Source organism: Mesorhizobium sp. M7A.F.Ca.ET.027.02.1.1 (genome assembly GCF_004022985.1).
Taxonomy (GTDB): Bacteria; Pseudomonadota; Alphaproteobacteria; order Rhizobiales; family Rhizobiaceae; genus Mesorhizobium.
In genome coordinates, this window is the sequence record NZ_RZOL01000012.1 from 1 (window position 1) to 20311 (window position 20311).

At 63.0% G+C, this 20311-nt stretch carries 17 protein-coding genes and 1 pseudogene; 9 read left to right on the forward strand and 9 right to left on the reverse strand.

What is annotated here, in order from left to right:
• The 9 genes from EN749_RS02930 to EN749_RS02970 form a co-directional block, all read left to right on the forward strand.
• The coding region (locus EN749_RS02930) for a helix-turn-helix domain-containing protein (RefSeq protein ID WP_128362531.1) at window positions 1–858 on the forward strand (858 nt) is incomplete at its 5' end.
• A 103-nt stretch (window positions 859–961) separates the two neighbouring features.
• On the forward strand, window positions 962–2989 hold the full coding sequence (locus EN749_RS02935; RefSeq protein WP_128362532.1) for a hydantoinase/oxoprolinase family protein: 2028 nt from the start codon (window positions 962–964) through the stop codon (window positions 2987–2989).
• 3 nt (window positions 2990–2992) lie between these two features.
• Window positions 2993–4960 carry a hydantoinase B/oxoprolinase family protein gene (locus EN749_RS02940; protein ID WP_128362533.1) on the forward strand — a complete coding sequence of 656 codons (1968 nt, stop codon included), beginning with the start codon at window positions 2993–2995 and terminating at the stop codon, window positions 4958–4960.
• A 162-nt stretch (window positions 4961–5122) separates the two neighbouring features.
• Window positions 5123–5974: an FAD binding domain-containing protein gene (locus tag EN749_RS02945; RefSeq protein ID WP_127811214.1), complete on the forward strand. Its 852-nt coding sequence runs from the start codon at window positions 5123–5125 to the stop codon at window positions 5972–5974.
• Window positions 5971–6468 (forward strand): (2Fe-2S)-binding protein, encoded by a 498-nt coding sequence (locus tag EN749_RS02950; RefSeq protein ID WP_127811213.1) that lies wholly within the window; start codon window positions 5971–5973, stop codon window positions 6466–6468. Before EN749_RS02945 ends, EN749_RS02950 begins: the two co-directional genes overlap by 4 nt.
• Entirely contained in the window at window positions 6461–8809 is a 2349-nt protein-coding gene (locus tag EN749_RS02955; protein WP_128362534.1) for a xanthine dehydrogenase family protein molybdopterin-binding subunit, read from the forward strand. Before EN749_RS02950 ends, EN749_RS02955 begins: the two co-directional genes overlap by 8 nt.
• A 12-nt stretch (window positions 8810–8821) precedes the next feature.
• Entirely contained in the window at window positions 8822–9553 is a 732-nt protein-coding gene (locus tag EN749_RS02960; protein WP_127317797.1) for a LamB/YcsF family protein, read from the forward strand.
• Between the two features lie 94 nt (window positions 9554–9647).
• Entirely contained in the window at window positions 9648–11030 is a 1383-nt protein-coding gene (locus EN749_RS02965; protein ID WP_128362535.1) for an aspartate aminotransferase family protein, read from the forward strand.
• On the forward strand, window positions 11027–11695 hold the full coding sequence (locus EN749_RS02970; protein ID WP_127396157.1) for a nuclear transport factor 2 family protein: 669 nt from the start codon (window positions 11027–11029) through the stop codon (window positions 11693–11695). Before EN749_RS02965 ends, EN749_RS02970 begins: the two co-directional genes overlap by 4 nt.
• 156 nt (window positions 11696–11851) lie before the next feature.
• Here EN749_RS02970 and EN749_RS02975 read toward each other — a convergent pair whose 3' ends face one another.
• The 9 genes and pseudogenes from EN749_RS02975 to EN749_RS03015 all read right to left on the reverse strand — a co-directional run bounded on the left by EN749_RS02975 (window position 11852) and on the right by EN749_RS03015 (window position 20267).
• Window positions 11852–13045: an ABC transporter substrate-binding protein gene (locus EN749_RS02975; RefSeq protein ID WP_127317803.1), complete on the reverse strand. Its 1194-nt coding sequence runs from the start codon at window positions 13043–13045 to the stop codon at window positions 11852–11854.
• Between the two features lie 43 nt (window positions 13046–13088).
• Window positions 13089–14180 (reverse strand): branched-chain amino acid ABC transporter permease, encoded by a 1092-nt coding sequence (locus EN749_RS02980; RefSeq protein ID WP_127326909.1) that lies wholly within the window; start codon window positions 14178–14180, stop codon window positions 13089–13091.
• 4 nt (window positions 14181–14184) lie between these two features.
• On the reverse strand, window positions 14185–15090 hold the full coding sequence (locus tag EN749_RS02985) for a branched-chain amino acid ABC transporter permease (RefSeq protein ID WP_027036291.1): 906 nt from the start codon (window positions 15088–15090) through the stop codon (window positions 14185–14187).
• 1 nt (window position 15091) lies between these two features.
• On the reverse strand, window positions 15092–15826 hold the full coding sequence (locus EN749_RS02990) for an ABC transporter ATP-binding protein (protein WP_027036290.1): 735 nt from the start codon (window positions 15824–15826) through the stop codon (window positions 15092–15094).
• The gene (locus EN749_RS02995) at window positions 15823–16575 is read right to left on the reverse strand and encodes an ABC transporter ATP-binding protein (RefSeq protein ID WP_027163992.1); all 753 of its coding nucleotides are present in this window, start codon (window positions 16573–16575) and stop codon (window positions 15823–15825) included. The genes EN749_RS02990 and EN749_RS02995 overlap by 4 nt, the downstream gene beginning before the upstream one ends.
• 249 nt (window positions 16576–16824) lie before the next feature.
• Window positions 16825–17795, reverse strand: a pseudogene (locus tag EN749_RS03000) (biotin-dependent carboxyltransferase family protein).
• Window positions 17785–18660, reverse strand: a complete 876-nt coding sequence (locus tag EN749_RS03005; RefSeq protein ID WP_128362536.1) for a carboxyltransferase domain-containing protein — start codon at window positions 18658–18660, stop codon at window positions 17785–17787. Before EN749_RS03005 ends, EN749_RS03000 begins: the two are co-directional and overlap by 11 nt.
• A gap of 9 nt (window positions 18661–18669) precedes the next feature.
• On the reverse strand, window positions 18670–20034 hold the full coding sequence (locus tag EN749_RS03010; RefSeq protein ID WP_127811208.1) for an acetyl-CoA carboxylase biotin carboxylase subunit: 1365 nt from the start codon (window positions 20032–20034) through the stop codon (window positions 18670–18672).
• Window positions 20034–20267, reverse strand: a complete 234-nt coding sequence (locus EN749_RS03015; protein WP_013533152.1) for an acetyl-CoA carboxylase — start codon at window positions 20265–20267, stop codon at window positions 20034–20036. The genes EN749_RS03010 and EN749_RS03015 overlap by 1 nt, the downstream gene beginning before the upstream one ends.
• Between the last annotated feature and the right edge of the window lie 44 nt (window positions 20268–20311).

Genomic DNA, 20311 nt, shown 5'->3' on the forward strand with positions numbered 1-20311 from the left:
CTGGAAACCTTCTCGCTTGGGCTCGTCAGCGTGTCTAAAATGCGCTGCGATGCCGTAAGCTATCGCCGCCATCGCCGCCACTTCCTCAACGAACGTGACGCCAGCCTGCTCATCACCATCCCGGAGATGTCGGAGGTGAATTTCTCGCAAGGGTCGAGGACCGTCAATTGCGGTCCGGGGGGCTTCCTCGTTGAGAGGGGAGACGCGCCTTACGAATTCTGGCACGGCAAGCCAAACGCGCTGTGGGTCCTGAAGGTGCCATCGTCGAGCGTTCGGGCGCGGATCGGGTCTGCCGAACGGCTCAGTGCGCTCAGTTTCGACGCGACCCAGGGCGTCGCCGCGCTCTTCCTCGACACGGTGCGAACCACGATCGGCCATGTCGATGAGATCACTGAAGTCGCTCGTGAGATGATGGGCAGGCACATCCTGGAAATGCTGTGCCTGTCGATCGTGAGCGACGATCGCGTGCTGGACAGCAGCATCTCGTCGATCCGGGCCGGCCATTTGCATCGTGCCGAGCAGTATATTCGCGACAATCTGAAGAATTCCGGCCTCGGCCCGCAGGCGGTGGCCGATGCCTGCGGGATTTCCCTGCGTTACCTGCAGGTTCTTTTTCAGGACAGCAACCAGTCGATCAACGGCTTCATCCGCGACGCCCGGCTTGAACTTTGCGCCGAGGAACTGATGTCGGTGACCAACATCAGCAGCGTTGCCGAGATTGCTTACCGCTGGGGCTTTGCCGACCAGTCTCAATTCTGCAAGCATTACCGGACGCGGTTCGGTTGCGCACCGACCGATACCCGTCGCGAAGCAGCGAACCGGGCAGGCCGCGCTTCGACCTCAAGAGAGCGGCACTAGACCCGGCGAAATCCGGGTCAATTCCATAATCTATTGCGACGCCGCCCCGGCAAGGGCGGCGAAAGCCGGGCCTTGCCCGCAAATATCCCGCGAAGGAACTGTCATGAGCAGAATAAGAGTTGCCGTCGATGTCGGAGGGACTTTCACCGACATCTGCATCATGGACGAAGACAGCGGCGCGATCCGAATCGAGAAGACCGCCTCCACGCCTGACGATCCCATGCAGGCGATCATGAATGGCGTGGAGCAGGGCCGCATCGATCTTTCGGAGGTGACGCTGTTCTCTCATGGTACGACGGTCGCCACCAATGCGCTGATCACCCGCCGCCTGCCACGCACCGCAATGGTCTGCACCGAGGGTTTCCGTGATGTTGTCGAGATCCGCCGCGCCAACAAGGAAGACCTCTGGGACACCTACAAGGATGTCGCCAAGCCGTATATCCCGCGCCGCGACCGGCTGACAGTCCGCGAACGGGTCAGTGCCGAGGGCACGATCCTGGAAGCACTGGACGAAGAGGCCGCTCATCGCGTCGCGGAAATTCTCGTCAAACGGCAGGTCAAGTCCATCGCCGTCTGCTTCATGAACTCCTATGTCAACGGCGCCAATGAGCGCCGCATGCGTGAGATTCTGAAGGAGGCCATGCCGGATCTGCCGGTCTCGATCTCCTCGGAGGTGATGCCGGAAATCTTCGAGCACGAACGTTTTTCCACCACCATGGTCAACGCCGTCTGCGCCCCGGTCGTCGTCGATTACGTGTCGCGTCTCGGAGAAAAGCTTGCCGCCGCCGGATACAAACGAGATCTCCTGTTGCTGCACAGCGGTGGCGGGGTCATGACGCCCGCGAGCGTCAGGGATTTCTCGGCCCGGCTCGCGGGATCCGGCATCGCCGCCGGCGCGATCGCAAGCCGCTTCATCGGAAATCTCTGTGGCTTCCCGAACTCGATCGGCTTCGACATGGGCGGCACCAGCACCGACGTCTCGCTCGCATGGAACGGGGAGTCGCGCATCACAAAAGACTGGTACATCGAATTCGGATATCCGATCCGCTTCCCCTCCATCGAGGTGCTGACCATCGGCGCGGGCGGCGGGTCGTTGGCATGGCAGGACGAGGGCGGCAGCTTGCGCAACGGACCGCAGTCCGCCGGCGCCTTTCCGGGCCCGGCCTGCTACAAGAATGGCAACCGCACCGCCACCAACACCGATGCCAATGTCGTGCTCGGCCGTCACGGCACCAGCCTTGCGGGCGGCAAGATCACCCTCGACCCCGCCCTGGCCGCCCAGGCGGTGCAGGAGACTGTGGCGACACCCTTCGGTATGGAACTCCACCAAGCGGCCGAGGCGATCATCGCCGTCGCCAACGCCAATATGGGCAATGCCGTGCGGCTTCTCTCCATCAGCCGGGGCTATGACCCACGAGACTTTGCGCTCGTCGCATTCGGCGGTGCAGGCGCTTTGCACGGAGCGGCCGTGGCGAAGGAGCTTTCGATCCCAACCGTGATCGTGCCGCCCAATCCTGGCGTCACCTCCGCGCTCGGTTGCCTTCTCGTCGACGTGCAGCATGATTTCTCCGAAAGCTTCATGGCCGATGCTTCGACGGTCTCGCCCGCCGAGATGCAGACGGCCTTTGTTCTGATGGAAGAACAGGCCGTTGAGCGCCTGACCCATGAGGGCGTGGCGCGCGAAGACATGGCGCTGCAGCGTACGGTCGAGATGATGTACCAGGGCCAGTGGCGATCGCTCGCGGTGTCAGCCCCGGCGCGGATCGAGAGCATCTGCTCGCTGATAGAGGCATTCCACAACGAGCACGAACGCGAGTTCAACTACCGCCGCGAAGAGGCGCCGGTGTCGATCTTCCGCATCGCGGTCAAGGCGATCGGCATCGTACCGAAAGCCGAGATGCCGCGGCATGAAGTCTTGCCTCATGTGCCCGAGCCGCTCGGCCGCCGCGGCGTCTGGTTCGACGGCGTATCTCATGATGCGGCTGTCTATGAACGCGACCAACTCAGGGCCGGCGCTGCCTTTGCGGGACCCGCCATCGTCGAACAGTTCGATTCCACCACCGTGGTTCCGCCGGGAATGAGCGCGACCGTCGACGGCTTCCTGAACATTCTCATCGTGACGAAAGGCTGAGACATGACAAAGCTGATTGAAACGAGCCCTGGCCTCGATCCGGTAACGTTCGAGGTGCTGAAGAACTCCTTCATCACCACCGTCGACCAGATGGCCGAACAGATGCTTCGCACCTGCTATTCCTTCGTCATCTACAACCGAGACTTTTCGAACGCCCTGCACGACGCCGATGGCAACTCCGTCGCCCAGGGCAACTACGACATCGCGGTCCATGTCGGCACACTGCACAACACGTGCAAGGAGGTGATCCGGGTCTTCGAAGGCGACATGGCACCCGGTGACGTCTACGCAATCAACGATCCCTATGCCGGCGGTACGCATTTCAGCGATGTTCGGCTCGTCCGGCCGATCTTCGACGAAGACAAACTGATCGGCTTCTCACAGTCGAACGGCCACTGGTCGGATCTTGGCGGCTCGGTGCCGGGTTCCTTCGACGTCACCGCCCGCGACATGTTTCGCGAAGGCCTGCGGATCACGCCGTTGCGCCTTTTCCAGCGCGGCCGCTTCTGCTCCGACGTCGCCAACATGATCGCGGCCAACACGCGCGATCCCGCATCGATCATTGGCGACATCCATTCCCAGGCGCAGGCGACGCAGGCCGCCGAGCGCGAACTGTTGCGGCTGATCAAGAAGTACGGACGCGGCCAGGTCATGCGCGGGATGGAGGAGGTTCAGGACTACGTCGAACGTGCGGTGCGAAAGCGTCTCGCGGAGCTGCCCGACGGCACTTGGGAGACGGTCGACTACATCGACCGGGATCTCGGTGCCGGCGAAGGCATGATCCCGATCCGCATCAAGATGACGATCAAGGGCGACACGATCCACTACGATTTTACGGGAAGCCATTCGACCATTGCCTCGATGTACAATTCCGCCCCGGGCGCGACCTTCTCGGCCGTGGTCGCCGGCATGAAGACCTTCTTTCCGGACCTTCCACTCAACAGCGGGTTTTACCGGATGATCGAGGTGACCGCGCCAAAGAACAGCATCGTCAGCGCGGAATGGCCGGTGGCGGTGACCGGGTTCCTGATGCCGTTCGAAAAGATCATGAACGCGATCTTCGAGATGTGGTCGAAGATCATGCCCGAACGCGCTATCGCCTGCGCCTTCAACCTCGAATATCTGCTGGCCGGGGGACGGGACGCGCGCAAACCCGAAAAGCCGATCTTCATGTTCTACGAATGGCTGCCCGGCGGTTGGGGCGGGCGCAACGGCAAGGATGGTGCCGATGTCACCACCGCCTGCTTCGGAACTGGGCTGATGTCGCAGCCGAACGAAGGCAACGAGCGGGTGAATCCCACTCGGACACTCGAGTTCCAGATCAAGCAGGATTCAGCCGGGCCCGGCAAATGGCGGGGCGGCGTCGGCGTGCAGAAGACTTCGTTGCTGCTTGAGGCTGAAAATGCCGTCATGTCCTATATTTGCGACCGCGAGCGCGCTGTCGTCTGGGGTGTCGAAGGAGGCCTGCCGTCGATGCCCCACGGCTTGACCATGAAGCGCGCCGGAGAAGAGACCGAGATTTGGCTCGGCTCCGTATTCTCCGATTACTCCGTCCACACAGGCGATCAGTTCGCTCGTCCGACGGCCGGCGGCGGCGGTTTCGGCGATCCATTGGAGCGCGAGCCCCGCAAGGTGATGGAGGACGTGATCGACGACTACGTTTCCCTGGAGCGCGCCAGGACTGACTACGGCGTGGTGATCCGCGAAATCGACCGCGACCTGTGCCAGTACGAAATCGACGGGACGGCAACCGAAGCCTGCCGTGCCGACATCCGGGCGAAACGGAAGGACTGGGCACGCATGGATCCCGAGGAGGTCGCGCGCAAATACCGCTCCGGCGAGATCGATACGCTCGATGCGGTTCGGCACTATGCCGTGATCCTCGACTGGGAGACTGGCGAACTGCTCCCCAAAACCACCGCCCAGTTCCGGGAAAGTTTTGAGAAACGGACCGTCGCCCACTGGGTCTGAGCACTAACGAGCGCGCCGCAATCTTGCGGGCGCTCGCGGGATGCCCGAGTTATCTGTTTTTTCGATACGATATTCAAAGAATTACTATTTCACAGGAGCCTAAAGCTGGAGCAACAATGCTGCAGCGCCGCGAAAGTTGGCTGCTTCCGAGGGGTATGACAGATGGCACCAAGCGTGGAACGATCGTTCACCGCAGCCAGCACGATTGAAGAGGCAATGGCCGCACGCCGGCAAGGCGCGGCGGTGCTTGCCGGCGGCACCTGGATGATGCGTGATCCACGGCGCGGGGTCGATCTTCCCGAGGCGTTGGTCGCACTCCACCGAATACCCGCCTTGTCCAAGGTCGAAATCGCACCGGACCATGTCGTGATCGGCGCAGCCGTTAGCCATGCAGTCCTTGGCCGCGCGTTGCACGGGGCGGTGGGCTTCGAAGGTCTGGTTGCCGCGGCGGAGAATGCGGCCAATCCCGGCATCCGAAGGGTCGCCACCGTGGGCGGCAACCTTTGTGCCCTGGACTTTGCCGCCGCCGATCTCCCCCCTGCGCTTCTCGTCTGTGAGGCGACGGTGGAACTGGAGACGTTCGAAGGCCCAAAACTCATCGGTATTTCGGATTTCCTCGAAGACAGGCACGCGCTGCTGGCCGAAGCGATTGTGACGAGAATTCATCTGCGCCGCGACCTTGTCGCCAGTGCTCATATCCGCCTGCCGCTTCGGAAAGCCGGCGACTATCCGGTCGCCATCGTCTCGCTTGCGGTAGACAAGGACAAACGATGTCGCATCGCCGTCGGCTCGGTGGAGCCGGTAGCGCGGCGCTGGGCGGCGCTCGAACAGGCCATGGCGGCGGACTCGGCCTCTGCGCTCGATCCGGAACGCACCGCCGGGCTTGCGCTGGAGCACAATGATTTTCAGGGCCGCGACGGCAAGGAAGCGGAGGGTTGGTACCGGCGCCAGGTTCTTGCGCCGCTGGTCAAGCGCGGTGTTGCCGCACTTCTCAAGACCGGGCGCCTGGTATGACCGTGATATTCCAGCTGAATGGCGAGGACTGCCGCTTTGATGGCGATCCGATGACGCCACTCGTCGACATCCTGCGGCAGGAACGATTCCTGACGGGGACCAAAGCCGTGTGCCGCGAAGGCTTCTGCGGCGCGTGCACCGTGCATGTCGACGATGAAGCGGTGCCGTCCTGCCTGAAGCCGATTGGCCTCGTCCAGGGATGCGCGGTGACGACCATCGAGGGATTGAGTTCCGGAAACCAGGCGCTGCACCCGCTCCAGGCCAATTTCGAGGCGGCCGATGCCGTGCAATGCGGCATGTGTTTCCCGGGAATGGTCATGAGCCTTTCGGCGTTCGTGCGCGACAATCCGCATGCGAGCCGTCCCGAAATCAAGGCCGCGATGGTCGGCAACATCTGCCGCTGCACGGGATATGAGCGGATCGTCGACGCCGTGGCCGACTGGCTCGACCAAGCGCGGATGGCTGGCCAGGTGGTAGGAGGCATCCATGTCTGAGCTGTCCGCCACGGTGATGAACCTTCCCCGCCGCGATGCGCAGGACAAGCTGCGCGGGCGCACGAAATACACCAACGACCGGGTTCGCCCCGACATGTTGCATGCCGTGCTGCTGCGGTCGACCGTTGCCGCTGGGCGGATCCGCAAGCTCGACGTTTCGGCAGCACTTCGCTGTCCTGGTGTGCGCGCGGTGGCGACCGGCGCCGATGCGCCAGGGCTGTACGGCATCGGCATTGCCGACCATCCGCTCCTGGCCATCGACACGATCCGCTATCACGGCGAACCAATCGCCGTCATCGCCGCCGAAACGGAGAAGCAGGCGCGGGCGGCGCTTGCAGTCGTCGTGCTTGAGGTCGAACCGCTGGCACCGGTGTCCACCATGGCCGAAGCGCTCCAGCCCGCCGCCCGTCTCGTTCACGAGGGCTGGCGCGGCTATGAGGTGATCACCGAGGGCGGTGCACGTGCCGGCAACATCGCCTGGGAGGCAAAATCCAGTCGCGGCGACGTCGATGCGGCCTTCTCCCGTCCCGACATTCGCATTGTCGAGAGCAGCTTCACCGTCGGCCGGCAGAACCATGTGCCCTTCGAACCGCGCGTTGCCATCGGCTCCTGGGAGAACGGCCGTGCTCACATCCAGACCTCGACGCAGGTGCCTTGGACCGTGCGCAACGTCACCGGAAGGGTCATGCAGCTTCCGCCCGGGCGTGTGCGGGTCACTGTACCCCCTGTCGGCGGCGGGTTCGGCCTGAAATTCGATTCATCCATCGAGCCTATCACGGCACTTCTGGCGCGAATGACCGGGCGCACAGTGGTCCTGGAAAATACCCGGCAGGAAGAGATGGCAACCTGCCTCTGCCGCGAGAATGCGGAAATCCGCATCCGGTCCGCTGTCACTGCCGAAGGATACATTGCCGGGCGCGAGGCGGTCGTGCTGATGGACTGCGGCGCGTATGGAGGCGAACAGGTTTTTCTGACGACGATGACGGCGCACACGCTGGGCGGCAATTACAGGGTTGGCGCAACGCGGCTCGTCAGCCGCGCCGTATACACCAACACACCACCCAACGGTGCTTTCCGAGCTTGCAACGGCGTCTACAACACATTCGCTTTGGAGCGACATACCGACGAAATCTGCGATGCGCTAGGCTTCGACCCTATGGAGTTCCGGAAGAAAAATGTCCTGGGAGATGGCGATCTCGGTGCCACGGGCCAGGTTTTCGAGGCCGATGTGCTAGGTCCGATGCTCGATCGCATGGAGGCGTTACGCGCCAGTACCGGTACATCAGAGGCCAAGGCCGACGGCAGGCTCTATGGAATTGCAACCACGGTCGGCACATGGTTTGTTTTCGTAGGGCCTTCGGCGGCGACGGTGAATTTGAACGCCGACGGTAGCGCAACGCTAGTCACCTCGGGTGTGGAGATCGGATCCGGCACGATGGTGCAATCCCTGCCGCAGATCGTGGCCGGGCAGCTCGGTCTCGCTCCCGACCAGGTGATCGTGCGCGAAGCCGATACGGATGCCGCCGGTCTCGATGTCGGCGTTGGCGGTGGGCGCACCACCGTCTCCATCGGTGCGGCAAGTGTGGCTGCCTGCGCGGAAGTGCGGGAGAAGCTGCTGCGGACCGCCGGTGAGATGCTCCAGACCCGACCGGAAGACTTGGTGGTGCGGGATGGTCGTGTCGAGATCACGGGACGTCCCGGTTCCGGCATGTCGATCCCCGCTGTCGTCGCCCATGCGCAGGCAACCACCGGCCCGGTCACCGGAAGCGGAGCCTTTACCGCCAGGAACACTCCGGCAATGTCCGGCTGCGCGATGGGGCACTTCATCGATGCGCTCGACATCCCCGTCTTCGTCGTTCACGAGGCCGAGGTGGCGGTTGATCCGGACACCGGTCATGTCGAGGTGCTGGCCTATCGCGTGGTGCAGGATGTCGGCCGCGCACTCAACCCGCGCGCGGTCATGGGCCAGATACAGGGTGGTGTCGTGCAGGGTCTCGGCTACGCCCTGCATGAGGAGGTGACGATCACCGCTGACGGACGCATCGCGCAGGACGATTTCGAGACCTATCGCCTGCCGCTGGCGCAGGACGTGGTTCCGGTCGCCGCCGACCTCTACGAGGGCGCACCGTCGATGGGGCCTCTAGGCACCAAGGGCGCGGGCGAGGTCCCGATCCTGGCCGTGGGCGCCGCGATCGGCTGCGCTGTGGCACGCGCTATCGGCAAACCGGTGCGGCAGCTGCCACTGACGCCGCCGCGCGTGCTTCGACTGCTGCATGAGCGCGAACCACCGCCGGAATTCCCGCACATCGCCCCCGGCTGGGCGTCGAACACTCTGGGCTGAGGCAAGCAAACCATGGTCACCCTGAACTGCGACATGGGGGAAAGTTACGGCAACTGGCGTTTCGGCGACGATGCCGGCATCATGCCTCACATCGATTGCGCCAACATCGCATGCGGCTTCCACGCCTCCGATCCATGGACGATGCTGAAGACCGTGCGGCTCGCGCTTTCGCACGGAAAGAAGGTTGGCGCGCATCCGTCCCTTCCCGATCGCGAGGGATTCGGCCGGCGCGAGATGAAACTTCAACCGGAGGAACTGACAGCCGCCTTCCTCTACCAAATCGGTGCTCTGACGGGGATGCTGGCCGCCGAGGGCGGGCAGCTCAGCCATGTCAAGCCGCATGGCATCATCTACGGCATGGCCGCGCACGACATAGACACTGCCCGGGCAATTGCCGCGGCGGTCAAGCCGTTCGGCGTCCCGCTCTTCGGCCTGGCGGGAACCCGTCACGAGACGGCGGCAGCCGAGCTCGGCGTTGCCTTCGTGGGCGAGTTCTTTCCCGATCTTGCCTACGCTCCCGGCGGCAGCCTGATCATCCCGCGCGTCCAGTCGGCCATCGACCTGACACTTGCCGAGCATCGCATGGTGGGGGCGCTTACCCGACGCGAACTCGTCACGACAGACGGTACGATCCGCCCGGTCGACTTCGACACCGTCTGCATCCACTCCGATCCTCCGAATGCGCGCGACGTAGCCGCGCTGATGCGGCGGATCATCGACACCCATTCCAACAGCCTGCCATGATTCGTTTCCCGAATCGTGAAAGCTCCACGCATGGGATCGAGGACTATCTCGAACTCACCGCCCGAACCATTTCCCCAAGCCGCTGAGGACTTCCATGGATGCGCTTTCCAACTCTCTCGCCGCCGCCGACATCGCCACCACCATGCACCCATACACAAACCTGCGTCAGCACGAAGAAACCGGGCCGCTGATCATCAGCCGCGGCGACGGCATCCGCGTGTATGACGAACGCGGCAAGGAATACATCGAAGGGCTCGCCGGGCTCTGGTCGGTGGGCGTCGGCTTTTCGGAAAAGCGGTTGGCCGACGCTGCCTATCAGCAGATGCTGAAGCTGCCCTACTATCACACCTTCTCCTCCAAGGCGCATGAGCCATCCATCCGGCTCGCGGAGAAACTCGTGGAGATGACGCCGGAAAACCTGACGCGTGTCTTCTTCACGTCGTCGGGCTCGGAAGCCAACGACACCATCGTCAAGATGATGTGGTTCATGAACAACGCGCTGGGCCGGCCAAAAAAGAAGAAATTCCTGGCGCGGACCAAGGGCTATCACGGCATCACCGTCGCCTCCGGCAGCCTGACAGGCCTGCCGGTCAACCATCGCGACTTCGATCTGCCAGCGATTCCCGTTCGCCACCTGACCTGCCCGCACTTCTATCGCTTCGGCATGGAAGGCGAAGACGAAGCCGCCTTCACGGCGCGCCTGCTCGCCGAACTGGAAGCGGTGATCGCGGAAGAAGGGGCTGACACCATCGCGGCCTTCATAGGAGAGCCGCTTATGGCAGCCGGCGGCGTTCTGCCACCACCGGTCGGGTACTGGGAAGGCGTGGAGAAAATCTGCCGGGCAAATGATATCATTCTGATAGCAGACGAGGTGATCTGTGGTTTCGGGCGGCTTGGTACGCCCTTCGGCGCTCAGAAATACGGCTTCACGCCTGATATCATGACGGTCTCCAAGCAAATCACGTCGTCTTATATGCCGCTTGCCGCCGTCATTTTCTCCGATGCGATCTATCAGGCGATCGCCGACAACACCGCCACGATCGGCAATTTCGGCCACGGCTTCACCGCGTCGGGTCATCCGGTCGCCACGGCGGTGGGTCTCGAGAATCTGGCCATCTTCGAGGAGCGGGACCTGATCGGAAACGCGGCCCGCCTTGAGACGTCGTTCCAGGCCGGCATCCGCTCATTCGCCGATCACCCGCTTGTCGGCGAAGCGAGGGGCACCGGTCTTATCGGCGCCGTTGAACCGGTGGCGGACAAGGCGACGAAACGCCCCTTCGCCAAGGTTGGGCGTGTAGGGGCTATCGCAGCAGGAATCGGCCACGAGGAAGGCCTCATCTTCCGCGCCATCGGCGACCAGCTCGCGCTCTGTCCGCCGATGATCTCGACAGAAGACGATGTGAAGGAAATCATGACGCGCATGGGCCGGACGCTTGAGCGCCTGACCGGTGCGGTCGCCAAGGAGGGACTTGAATGACCCGCATGAAAGCCGAACCGGTCGTCCATATCGACGACGAACGCTTCCGGGTCACCGAATGGCGCTTTGCCACCGGGGCCGAGACCGGCTGGCACATCCATGGCCATGACTACGTCATCGTGCCGCTTACGGGCGGCAAACTCGGTCTCGAAGGCCCGGACGGCGCGCAGTCGCAAGCCGCTCTCACCCAAGGGGTGCCCTATTCGCGGCGGACGGGTGTGGCTCACAACGTCATCAATGCCGGCGATGCACCGCTCGCCTTCCTGGAGGTCGAGGTCGTTGAAGCCGGCGATCTCGCAGCCAGGCGGCTGGCCGTGCTCGACCGGTTCCTCGCGGCCTGGAACGCCCGCGACGTGGGCGCGCTGATGGACTGCATGGCTGAGAATTGCGCTTTCCACGGCTCGGCTGGACCCGATGCCGAAGGGCGCAAGCATATGGGGCGTGACGCCGTGCGCGCCGCCTATGCAGCGCTGTTCGATGCCTTCCCGAAAGCCGAGTGGACCAGGGGACGGCACGTCGTGACGGGCGACACCGGGCTTTCATCATGGCGCTTCGTCGGCACCACGGCAGCGGGGCAGAAAATCGAAGTCGACGGCTGCGATATCTTCGCTTTCTCGGGGGAGCTCATAGCGCTCAAGGATTCCTACCGCAAAGCGCGAGGGTAGCGAAAATCTGAATTCATCGGGCGACAGGGGCGGTCCAAACGGGCCGCCCTCATTTTTTGTCCAAAGGCAAGATCCTCAAAGACGAAAGGCCCGGTCGTCCCAGAGGAACAGGGCCTTTCGTAGATGAAGGGCCGGACTTATCCGGCCCATCTTCTCCTACTTGAGCAAGGCTTCCATCGGTACCGGCTCGGAAATCGTCCAGTTGCCTACAACACCCGGCTTGCCGGCCTTGGTCTCGACGATCAGGTACCGCGTCTGGTTCTGGTGATGCAGTTCCGGCGAGAAGGTACGAGGCCCGAACAGCGTCGGCTCATTCTTCATCTTTTCCAGTTCCGCGACGACCGCGTCGGCATCGGCCGTGCCTGCACGCTCCACCGCCTTGGCCCAGACGTCGACCATGACGTAACCCGGAAAGACATACTGGCTCGAGGGATCGGCGCCTGTCTTCGCCTTGTAGGTGGCATTGAACTTCAGCACGGCCGGATTGGGATCGTCGCCATAGATCGATCCCTGAACGGGGACGTAGAAGTTCGTCAGATCGGGCACAGCCGAAAGCCAATAGCTACCGTCGACGCCCGATCCATTCAGGATCATGGAGTTGATACCCGCGGCGCGAAGCTGCTTGATGGCCGAGACAGCGCCCGGCATCATCGTGCAAAGCATGATCGCATCCGGCTCCTTCGGCAGAGACTTGATGCGGGTGATCTGCGCGGCGATGGAGGCGTCCTCGTTCTTGAAGGTGTCTTCACCGACAAGCTTCGCGCCCTGGGCTTCGAGCTTCGGCATCATCCAGTCGAAGCCGTCGCAGATGCCCTTGTTGTAGGCCGTCCAGGTATCGAGCAGACGGTAGAAGTCCTTTGCGCCCTTTTCCTTGAATGCCCACTCGGCCATGGTTGCGCCCTGCACGGCCGCCAGCACCGACGCGGAGAAGCTGTGCGGGCCGACACCCTGGATACCGGCCTTGACCGATTCCGCGCACAGGAAGAAGGAGATACGGCCCGCGTCCTCGGCCGCGAGCGCAGCCGGCGATCCGAAGTCGTAATCGCAGGACACGACCACGAGATCCGCACCCTGGTCGAGCACGGAGAGGCCCGCCTTGGCGCCTTCGGCCCGGTCGGACTTGGTGTCGGCCTTGACAACCTTGATCTGCTTTCCAAGCAGGCCGCCAGCCGCATTGATCTCGTCGATGCGGATCAAGGCCGCCTCCTGCGCAGGCTTGTCATAAGCTTCCATGAAGCCCGACTCCGCAGTGGCGAAGCCGATGACGATAGTCTTGTCATCGGCCAGCGCCGGATATGCGATGGACATCGAGGCCAGAGCGGTTGCGACAATTCTCATTTTGTATGTCATGCACGTCTCCTTTTTTGTTTTCCGGTCGGGCTTGTGCCGCCGGTCACTTGTTGCGACTGCTGCGAGGTAAGGTGAGCTCGCGGTTGCCCATGAGTCCGGATGGGCGAAGCGCGAGGATCACGATCATGATGACGCCGAGGGCTATTTCCTGGACCCCTTTCGGGAGGGCGAAAGTGGACTCGCCGAGCGATACGCCTGCCTCCAGCCAGCGCAGCGCCTGGATCAGGGCGGACAGCAGGACGACACCCACCACCCCCCCCGACAGGCTGCCCATGCCGCCGACGACGAGCATGGAAAGGGTGATGAAGGTGAGACCGAGATAGAATGTATCGGGTGTGACCACGCCGATGGAATGAGCCATAAGCGCACCGCCCAGCCCCATCACCGCGCCCGATACGACGAACGCCACGAGTCTTTCCCTGGGAATGTCGATACCGGAAGCCGCGGCGGCGGTGGGCTCGTCGCGGGCAGCACGAAGGGCCAGGCCGGACCGGGAGATCGCGTGCGCCCAGGCGATGAAGATTGCGACCACGGCGCCGATGAGATACGGCCAGATCATGCGCACGATCGGAATGCCGACGACCGATGAGGTCGCTCCGGTCACGCTCTCCCAGTTGGAATAAATTGTGTTGATCATGGCGAGCATCGCGAAGGTCGCGATCGAAGCCGCGATGCCCGATAGCCGCATCAGCACCCGCCCGAAGATGAGAGCGGCGAGGGCGGCGAACAATGCCGCCAGCACGGCCGATTGCCAGTACGGCAAACGGGTCGCCAGCAGCCATTCGGGCAATCCCGGCAGCGAACCGCGTTTCATCATCGGATTGATGGTGAGCCATGCGGCCGCGTAGGCGCCAAGGCAGGTGAAGCCGATATGCCCGAAGCTGAGAACGCCCGAATTTCCGATAAAGATGTATAGGCCCACGACGAGGATGACACGGACGAACACGTCGATCACCGTCTGGTTGAAGGGCCGCGATCCGGTCATCACCGTGATCAGCGCGATGGCCAGCAGCAGCAGAGAAAGCAGGACCGGCGTCAGGATTGTGCGGCGGGCAAGCGCGAAGCGGGCGGGCTTTCGCTCGGCAGCCGCGGCACCGGCAGCGGTAGAGTTGGTGAGGGAGGCGGCGACACCCATGAAATCAGACCCTTTCCTTGGTGCCGCGCGCGGCAATAAGCCCTTGCGGGCGGAAGAGGAGAACGAGGATGACCGCTCCATAGACAAAGGCATCGCGGAACGGCCGGGCGTCGATGGGCAGCATGACCTGCATGATCACCGAGGCGGCACCCAGCAAGAAGCCGGCGAGCACGGCTCCCCCGAGGCTGCCGAGGCCGCCAATGACGGTGGCGATGAAGGCCATCAACATGATCGAGGCGCCCATCTGGATGTCCAGCGTGCCTGTCTGGGCGCCAAAGATCAGTGCAATGGCGGCGGCCAACGCGCCGGAGAGCGCGAACGCGCCCATGATAACCCGGTTCGCACGCACACCCAGCATGCGGGCCATCGAGAAGTTCTCGGCCGCCGCCCGCATCTCCAGGCCGAAGCGGGTTTGACGCAGGAACAGTGTCAGGCCGATCAGGATGACCATCGTGGCGACGATTGTTATGAGCTGGAGGAGGGGAAGCCTGGCACCGAGGATCTCCACCGGCTGGGACAGTTCGGGCAGCAGCGAGATCGATTTCGGCCGACTGGAGAAAAGCATGAGCAGGAAGTAGCGAATGACGAAACCGAGCGCGAAGGAGGCGATCATCATGGTTGCCGGATTTGCCTGGCGGAACCGCCTGAAGACAACGATTTCGCACAGCACCGACAGCCCGGCCCCGCAAAGGAGCACGAAGGGCACCAGCAGGTACCACGGCAATTGGCCAGCGAAGACGATGGCCATGGCGTCTGTTGAGGGCCATAGCAGCGCGAAGACGCAGAAGGCGATGACGTCGCCATGCGCGAAGTTCACCAGCCGCATGACGCCGAAGATGAGGGCAATGCCAAGCGCCCCAAGCGCGTAGAGCGAACCAAGCGAGAGTGCGTCGAACAGGATCTGGAGCATCTCAGTGGTCCTCGTAACCGAAATAGGCAGCCTGGATCGCCTCGCCGTTGCCGAGCGTCCGCGCGTCGCCATCGAGCACGATCTGTCCGCCACGCATCAGGATCATCCGCCCGCCCACCATCATCGCCCGGGCCGAGCTCTGCTCAACGATCAGGAGCGTGAGCTGGCGCTGCGCACGCAGCGCGATCAGCCGCTCATAGACCTGGTCGTTGATGTTGGGGGCGAGGCCCAGCGAAGGCTCGTCGATGGCTACAAGCCGCGGATTGGTCATCAACGCGCGTCCGATGACCAGCATTTGCTGCTGCCCGCCGGACAGCAATCCCGCCTGCCCATGCCGCCTCTCTTTCAGCATCGGGAAGGTTGCGTAGACGGCTTCGAGTTCGTCGGCCGCTCGGCTGCGCCAGCCGCGTTCGCGGGCGTGCATGCCGGTTCCGACCAGAAGGTTCTCTTCGGTCGTCAGCGAGCCGAAGACATCGCGCCCCTCCGGCACCATGGAGAATCCGAGCCGGGCGATGTTCTCCGGCGCCTGGCCGGTGATCTCATGACCTGCAAGGTCGATCCGGCCGCCCGCCACTGGCGTAACACCGGCGATCGCGCGCAGCAGCGAAGACTTCCCGGCTCCGTTCGGGCCGGTGATGAACAGGATTTCTCCCTCGTCCATGGAGAAGGAGACATTTCGGACCGCCGTGAGACGGCTGTAGCGGATAGTGATATCGGAAAGGGCGAGCAGGCTCATTCCATCGCCTCCAGCACAGGCAGGTCGGTGTTCGCGGCCGTGCCCATATAGGCGTGGCGCACCTTCTCGCTGTCGCGGATCGCGGCAGGCGGGCCTTCCTCGATGATCGCTCCGGAATCGAGCACGACGATATGCTGGCAAAGGCCGAGCACCAGCCCGACATTGTGCTCGATGAGCAGGACACCACAGCCGAGATCGCTGGCGATATGTCTTATCAGGGCCGAAAGCTCCCGCGCCTCCAGCGCGCTCATGCCAGCCGCGGGCTCGTCGAGCAGGATGTACGCGGGCCGTCCCATCAGGGCGCGGCCAATGGCGACGCGGCGCTCGTCCGTATATGGCAACGTTCCGGCGATGCGGGTGCCCAGCGCACCGATGCCTATCCAGTCGAGCATCGCTTCCGCTTCGGCGATGGCAGCGCGCCGGCTCATTCCCAGACCAACGCCGGTTACCTCCAAATTGTCCAGCACAGGCAGGTCGCGGAAGAGCCGCCCACCCTGGAAGGTGCGGGCAATGCCGCGCCGCCGGACCTGATGCGGCTTGAGACCTGTGAGTGCTGCCCCGTCGAGCTTGATGGTGCCTTCCGTCGGTGCCTGGAAGCCGGTCAGCACGTTGACGAGCGTGGTCTTGCCAGCGCCATTCGGGCCGATGAGGCCACTGATGCGGCCGGGCGTAATTTGGAGGTCTACCGATGACAGGGCCTTCAGCCCCGCAAACGATACCGAGACATTCTCCGCGCTCAGATGACTCATGACCCTTTCCTTCTTTCTACCGACGGAAAGGCGCGAAGCATCCGGCCTTGCGGCCAGTCACGTTGCAAATGTCTTCCCCTGTCGGTTCCGGCGGTCTCTAGCGGACTGCTCGGGTGCCAAATTCACGCCGTTGCCCGGCGTCGTCTTGTCGTTTCGCGCACCGGATTTTGTCTTCCGCCACGCACGGTCGGTTTTGGCCGGCCGATCTCCTCGCCACCGGCTCCTCCGCCGGCATTTTCCCGGCTGACGTCAGCCGGCCAGATGCCCTTCAGCACGCGCCAGCGCGGCGCGCTGTTCGGTTCGCGCGGCAAGCGCGTCTTCCAGCGTCACCGGAACGAAGCGCGCCGGGGTGTGCGGCTGGAGCTGGGCGATAAGGTCCATGTCGGCCGATATCACCACGCCCAGCATCATGTACCCGCCACCCGAAACCGCGTCCCGGTGAAGAACGATCGGCTCCGTGCCACTCGGCACCTGGACGGATCCTAGGGATAGCAGGCATCGACGATGTTCGAGGGGTCGGAGCCCGCACCGAAAGGCTGCTCGCGCTCGACGAATTCCAGCGGCGTCCCACCCCGGAAGCGATAGCCGATGCGGTCGGCTTCGGGTGCGACCTTCCAGGTTTCCTCAAAGAACCGAGTGCCGGCAGCTTCAGTGATCCGATGCCAGTACATGCCGGGAAGCATTCTGAGTTCCGCCGGACTATTGCCCGCGCGGCGCAGATTTGCAGGCAGTGAAAGACCGGCTTTGCCGGAACCCTCGCCGAGGGGAAGCTCATCACCCGCCTTCAGCGTGCGGCCCTGATGGCCGCCGAGTGCGCCCAGAATGTAAGTCGAGCGCGAACCGAGAACCACGGGTACGTCGATACCGCCGGAGACGGCCAGATAAGCGCGCGCGCCGCCCTTGAGGAAGCCGAAGGAAAGCCGGTCACCGGCCTTCACCGGAAAACTTTCCCAGGTCGGCCGTTCCTCGCCATTGAGTTTGGGGGGGAGTTCTCCTCCCGTGACGGCGACGACGGCGGATTGGGTGAATTCGAGTTCGGGGCCCATGAAGGTGGCTTCGAGCACCGCGGCACCCGGATCGTTGCCGACAAGCAGGTTTGCGATGCGTGTGGCAAAGCGGTCCATGCCGCCACCTTCTGGAATGCCGACATGGTAGTGGCCCGGTCGGCCAAGATCCTGCACGGAAGTGGAGAGGCCGGGAGAGATTACCTTAACGGCCATTGATAAGCTCCATCAGCTTTGCATTGGTGCCGTAAATATCGCCGTTGAAGTCCTTCAGGCTGAAGGTGCACTCGCGAACCGTCGGCTGCCACCGATTGGCTTCGATTTCCTCCAGCGTGGCGTCGTAGTCATCGCGGCCAATGGCCTTGAACTTGACGATGTCGCCTGGCTCGAACAGGCACATATCATCTGAGAGGTAGCGCACCTTCCTGGTCGGGTCGTAGATCGGAGCCGGGGTTATGCCATACATCTGGTAGCCGCCAGCGCCGCGCACCGAATAGATCGCTGCAAAGCAGCCGCCATGGCCAATGGTGAGCTTGGGAGTGTCGGTGCGTGGACGCAAGTATTTCGGCGCCTGAATCTGTTTCTTGCGCTCAACCATCTGGTACAGGAAGGGGAGTCCGGCGACGAAGCCGACCATGGACACGAACCAGGGCTGGCCGGAATATGCCGTGATAAACTCTTCCACCGTGGCGTAGCCGTTGATGCGTGCCGAATATTCAAGATCGGTGGAGGAGGGGTCCTGATGGCGCTCGCGGAAGCGCAGGCAGGTTTCACGCGTCCATGGATCCTGGAAATAAACCGGCAGTTCGATGATCCGGGTCTTCAGCACCGGGTCCGCCTTCGAGGCCGCCTCTTCCATCGACTTCAGTTCGCTGAGCAAATCCTGCGGCTTGACGATGTCGGGGTTGAAGCGAATCTGGAAGCTGGCGTTGGCTGGGCAGATCTCGGTGACACCTCGGATGCCTGTCGTACGCACCGCGTTCGTCATCGAAAGGCCGGTAAAGAAGGAGGTGAGCGACATTTCTTCGGACACCTCGCCGAAGATATGTTCGTCACCGCCGAAGTTGAATCGTATCGACATCGGTCCTCCTTAACCCGCCAATGTTGCGGCGTTTTCGATGAGCCAGCCTTCCAGCCAGCGGGTATGCACGTCTCCCGCCCGTACCGCCGGATCGGCGGCCAGCGCAAGAAACAGCGGCTTGGTGGTCTTGAGCCCGCCGATCTTCAACTCGTTGAGCGCGCGGATCAGGCGCACTATCGCCGCCTCGCGCGTTTCTGCATGCACGATCAGCTTGGCAAGCAGCGAATCATAAAAGGGCGGCACCTGATAGCCTTGGTAGAGCATCGAATCGAAGCGTACGCCCGGACCGCCGGGAATGCGAAGCTCGGCCACCTGCCCAGGGAATGGAGCGAACTCCTTCGCCGGGTCTTCGGCATTGAGTCGGACTTCGATCGCATGCCCCTTGACGGAGACATCGCCTTGCCGAATCCGCAGCTTCTCGCCGCCGGCGATGCGAAGCATCTCCGCAACGAGGTCGATGCCGGTGATCGCTTCGGTGACCGGGTGCTCGACCTGGATACGGGTGTTCATCTCGATGAAGTAAAAGCGATCTGCTTCATCGTCATAAAGATACTCTACCGTGCCGGCACCAGAGTATTTGACCGCCTTGGCCAAAGCGACCGCCGAAGCGCAGAGATCCTCGCGCAGCCTGTCTGAAAGTGCGCGCGACGGCGCCTCCTCCCAAACCTTCTGGCGTCGCCGCTGCAGCGAGCACTCCCGCTCATAGCAGTGAATGGCATCGCTTCCGTCTGCCAGCACCTGCACCTCGATATGGCGGGCCTTGCCGATCACTTTTTCCATGTAGAGGCCACCGTCGCCAAAGGCGGCGAGGGCTTCTGCTTCGGCCTGAGGAAAGGCTTGTTCGAACTCGGCGAGCGAGTTGGCGATGCGGATGCCCCGCCCGCCGCCGCCTGCCGCCGCCTTGATCATCACCGGAAAACCGGTTGCGGTCAGCACCTCGTGGCCAGCCTTGAGGCCCTCGACCCGGCCAGCCGAGCCAGGCACCACAGGGACACCTGCAGCGGCGGCGGCCGATCGCGCCGAGACCTTGTCTCCCATCATCCGGATCGCATCTCCCGACGGGCCGACGAAGACCAATCCAGCGCCTGTGACCGCGTCGGAAAACGCGGCATTCTCGGCAAGGAAACCATAGCCAGGATGAACGCTGTCGCAACCGGTGTCGCGGGCAGCCTTCAGAATTGCTTCGACATTGAGATAGGACTTCTTTGCTGCTGGTGGGCCGATGTTGACCGATTCGTCCGCAAGCTGGACGTGGAGCGACTCGGCGTCTGCGGCCGAATACACCGCCACGGTGGCGATCCCCAAATCTTGCGCGGCCCGGATGATCCTGACCGCTATCTCGCCCCGGTTGGCAACCAGAAGCTTTTTCAGCATCAGTCGAGATCCGCGATAGGTGCGCCGGCCATGATCGGGTCTTCATTGTCGGCAATGAAGCGGATGTTCGTACCGGCCGTCTCGGCCCTCACTTCGTGGAACGACTTCATCACTTCGATGAGGCCGATTACGTCTCCGGCGGAAACCGCGTCGCCATCCGCCTTGTAGGGCGGCTGGTCTGGCGAAGCGCTGCGATAGAAAGTGCCGGGAAGAGGCGAAAGAATCTGGGCCATAAAAAGCTCCGGAAAACTGCAGACAGACTAATTTGGAACCGCCT